The 3,884-nt window shown below is 50.1% G+C and carries 4 protein-coding genes and 1 pseudogene; 4 read left to right on the forward strand and 1 reads right to left on the reverse strand.

The window, feature by feature from the left end:
- Positions 1–138, reverse strand: a pseudogene (locus L691_RS32065) (YifB family Mg chelatase-like AAA ATPase); the annotation flags it as partial.
- Positions 139–437: 299 nt separating this feature from the next.
- On the opposite strand from L691_RS32065, the gene L691_RS29055 reads away from it, so the two are divergent.
- From L691_RS29055 to L691_RS0115245, 4 genes are all read left to right on the forward strand, one after another.
- Entirely contained in the window at positions 438–899 is a 462-nt protein-coding gene (locus L691_RS29055) for a MarR family winged helix-turn-helix transcriptional regulator (RefSeq protein ID WP_036737214.1), read from the forward strand.
- A 213-nt stretch (positions 900–1,112) separates the two neighbouring features.
- Entirely contained in the window at positions 1,113–2,273 is a 1,161-nt protein-coding gene (gene sucC / locus L691_RS0115235; protein ID WP_025691335.1) for an ADP-forming succinate--CoA ligase subunit beta, read from the forward strand.
- Between the two features lie 56 nt (positions 2,274–2,329).
- Positions 2,330–3,259: a succinate--CoA ligase subunit alpha gene (gene sucD / locus L691_RS0115240; RefSeq protein WP_025691336.1), complete on the forward strand. Its 930-nt coding sequence runs from the start codon at positions 2,330–2,332 to the stop codon at positions 3,257–3,259.
- A gap of 209 nt (positions 3,260–3,468) precedes the next feature.
- On the forward strand, positions 3,469–3,884 hold a 416-nt coding region (locus L691_RS0115245), incomplete at its 3' end, for a DNA-processing protein DprA (protein WP_025691337.1).

Here is a 3,884-nt window from a genome sequence, read left to right on the forward strand (position 1 = left end):
AAGAGCCGCCTCGCGTATGGCAGAGTCGGGAAGCCCGATAATATGGGTCTGCGGCAAGCCGTTTGCGAGGTCCACCTCCACCCCGATCATTACGCCCTCAATTCCATACAGGCACGCACTGTGCATTTTTCCATACATAACAAAACACCTCACTCCTAAAGTCGGCACATCATGTGCGCAAAGCTTCAGTAAAGAGGTGCTTCCCCATTTTCCGAAAATATTGCTATGCATCCATTATATAAATCATTCAAGGTACAAATCAATACCCATTGCCAACTGAAGCTTCTCCAGAGCCGTCAAGCTGAAACGCGATAAATTAATATTTTATACAAAATAATTTAACACTAATTAAATTGAAGTCAAACGATTTTTCACAATTAACATTCAAACAGCAAAATATGATAAAATTAAGGAAAAAAAGCAGGTGAATATTAGCTATGACACAAAAATCAACGATCACTCCAGAACTGCTGCTCGATAACCAGCTTTGTTTTACTATCTATGCCTGTTCGCGTGAGATAACGAAGCTGTATCAGCCATTTCTCGATGAGCTGGGCGTTACGTATTCACAATATCTAGTGATGCTTGTTCTTTGGGAGAAAGAGCAATGTACGGTCAAGGAGATTGGCGCCGCCTTGTACCTTGATTCTGGCACGTTAACCCCGCTGCTGAAGCGGCTGCAGGCCGCCGGACTGATTATTCGCGAGCGTTCGCAGGACGATGAGCGCAAAGTGCTGATTTCTCCAACGGAGGAAGGTTGGGCGCTTCAGAATAAAGCCAAGGAAATCCCGGGTGTAATGGTTGAAGGAATGAAAATGTCCAAAGAGGAATTCGGAGATCTCCTTCTGCAGTTCCGCAGTTTATTGAACAGGGTGCATCAAGCAAATTCCCGTAGTTGAGATGGATGAGTGGGAAAATTGTCAATGATATCGTTCGCATTATGGCATGAAACCATGCGAAAATGTATGTATAAACCATGAAAGATTTATGAGGTAAGCGTTTTAAAAACATGATACAATATTCTGGGTTTCCAAATTAGCGGTAATCAATACGGAAAGCGGGAAGTTTGCAGGCTGCCTGCGGGTTCCACTACATTTTAGGAGGCTTCCGGAATGAATATCCACGAGTATCAGGGAAAAGAAGTGCTGAAAAGTTACGGCGTCACTGTACCGAATGGGAAAGTGGCTTTTACCGTAGAGGAAGCGGTGGCTGCAGCCCAGGAACTGAACAGTCCCGTCGCCGTTGTGAAAGCACAGATCCATGCGGGCGGCAGAGGAAAGGCCGGGGGCGTCAAGGTCGCAAAGAATTTGGATGAAGTCCGCTCATATGCCGGGGAAATTCTTGGCAAGACATTGGTGACCCATCAGACGGGTCCGGAAGGCAAAGTCGTAAAACGGCTGCTCATCGAAGAGGGCTGCCAAATCCTCAAGGAGTATTATATTGGGCTTGTGGTCGACCGGGGAACGGGGCGCATCGTGCTGATGGGTTCCGAAGAGGGCGGAACTGAGATCGAAGAGGTGGCGGCCCTGCGTCCGGAGAAGATTTTTAAAGAAACCATTGATCCAGCGGTGGGGCTGCAGGTGTTTCAGGCACGCAGGCTGGCCTACAATATTTCCATCCCGAATGATCTCATTGGCAAGGCGGTCAAGTTTATGCAAGCGCTCTATTCCGCTTTTGTGGATAAAGACTGCTCGATTGCCGAAATTAATCCGCTGGTTATCACGAAGGACGGCAGCGTTCTGGCACTGGACGCCAAGCTGAATTTTGACTCCAATGCGCTGTTTCGCCATAAGGATATTCAGGATTTACGCGATCTGGACGAGGAAGACGAGAAGGAAATCGAAGCCTCCAAGTACGATCTGAGCTATATTGCGCTGGATGGCAATATCGGCTGTATGGTTAACGGTGCAGGATTGGCGATGGCGACGATGGACATCATCAAATATTACGGAGGCGAACCGGCCAACTTCCTTGATGTGGGCGGCGGCGCAACCGTGGAGAAAGTAACCGAGGCGTTCAAGATTATTTTGTCCGACTCTAAAGTGAGAGGGATTTTCATTAACATATTCGGCGGGATTATGCGCTGCGACGTGATTGCCAGCGGAGTGGTGGAGGCGGCCGGGCAGCTGGGTCTGACCAAACCGCTCGTAGTCCGTCTTGAAGGCACTAACGTGGAGCTTGGCAAGCAGATCTTGTCCGGTTCGGGACTGAATATCGTTTCGGCGGATTCCATGGCTGACGGTGCTCAGAAAATTGTCTCTCTGGTGCAGTAACGACAGATTTGCGCGATTTCCTGTACTTTACAAAAAGGAATAGGATGTGAATATGGATGAGCATTCTTGTCGATAAAAATACGAAAGTCATCACGCAGGGAGTTACGGGCTCGACGGGCTTGTTCCATACAAAAGGTGCGCTGGAGTACGGCACGAAGATGGTGGGCGGCGTTACGCCGGGAAAAGGAGGCACCTCATTTGACATCACGCTAAATGACGGCAAAATCGTAAGTCTGCCTATCTTCAATACGGTGATCGATGCTAAGAAGGCGACGGGCGCAACCGCCAGCGTTATTTATGTGCCTCCGGCTTATGCAGCCGATTCGATTATGGAAGCGGTGGACGCCGAGCTCGATCTTGTAATCTGCATTACAGAGGGAATTCCGGTGCTTGATATGGTGAAGGTGAAGCGTTATCTGGAAGGCCGCTCAACCGTGCTGATCGGTCCGAACTGTCCGGGTATCATTACGCCTGGGGAATGTAAAATCGGCATCATGCCGGGCTATATCCACATGCCGGGGTATGTCGGCGTCGTTTCCCGCAGCGGAACGCTTACCTATGAAGCGGTTCATCAATTGACAACCCGCGGGATCGGCCAGTCGTCTGCGGTCGGCATCGGAGGCGATCCGGTCAAGGGATCGGAATTTATCGATATTCTAAAAAGATTTAACGATGACCCCAGTACGAAGGCGGTCATTATGATCGGTGAGATCGGCGGAACGGCAGAAGAGGAAGCCGCCGTGTGGATTCGTGACCATATGACCAAGCCGGTAGTCGGCTTCATCGGGGGAAAGACAGCCCCTCCAGGCAAGCGCATGGGTCATGCCGGCGCGATTATTTCGGGCGGAAAGGGTACGGCGAGCGAGAAAATCGCTGTGCTTGAAGCCTGCGGCATCAGAGTTGCTCCAACACCCGCTGAAATGGGTTCCACGCTGGTAAGCGTACTAGAGGAAAGAGGGATTTTAAACGCTTGCACGACGCATTAAGTTTGTTGTGAAGCGCCGCAGTATTCCCGGGCCGCTGTTCCCTGACAAAACGGTACTTCCGGTAACGGTTCAATGGTGTATAATAATAACAAAGGTAAGCAACCTTTTATTCTCTTTAGGGGAATAGAAGGTTGCTTTTTTGCGTTTGCGCTGCGAGTAACACAAAATAGGGAGGGCATGCGCCTTCTATGCTAAGGGAGAGTCTAAATATGAACAATCGGGATATATTATTCGGCTTGCATGAAGTGCAGGGCATCGGCTGGAGAAGCATCGACAAAATAAGCAAAGCGGGATTAGTGTCGGAGAAGGCGTTTGACTGTACGGCGGAGGACTGGGAGAGAGTTGGCCTAACGCCGGGAATGTCTGCAAAGCTGTCGAAAATTCTGACCCCGGAATGGGTTAAAGAGCGTCATTCTCTCATGGAATCGGCCCATATATCGATGGTTACCCTATTCGATGGTGGATATCCTCAGCTGCTGAAGGAAATATCCCAGCCCCCTTGGGTACTATACTACCGGGGACGGGCTGAGCTGCTGCATAGACCCGGCATTGCGCTGGTTGGCACGCGTGTGCCAACGGCTTACGGCCGCAAGGTTGGAGCCGTTCTCGCCGAGGAATTGGCCGC

The sequence above is a fragment of the Paenibacillus zanthoxyli JH29 genome, from assembly GCF_000520715.1.
Taxonomy (GTDB): Bacteria; Bacillota; Bacilli; order Paenibacillales; family Paenibacillaceae; genus Paenibacillus_AQ; species Paenibacillus_AQ zanthoxyli.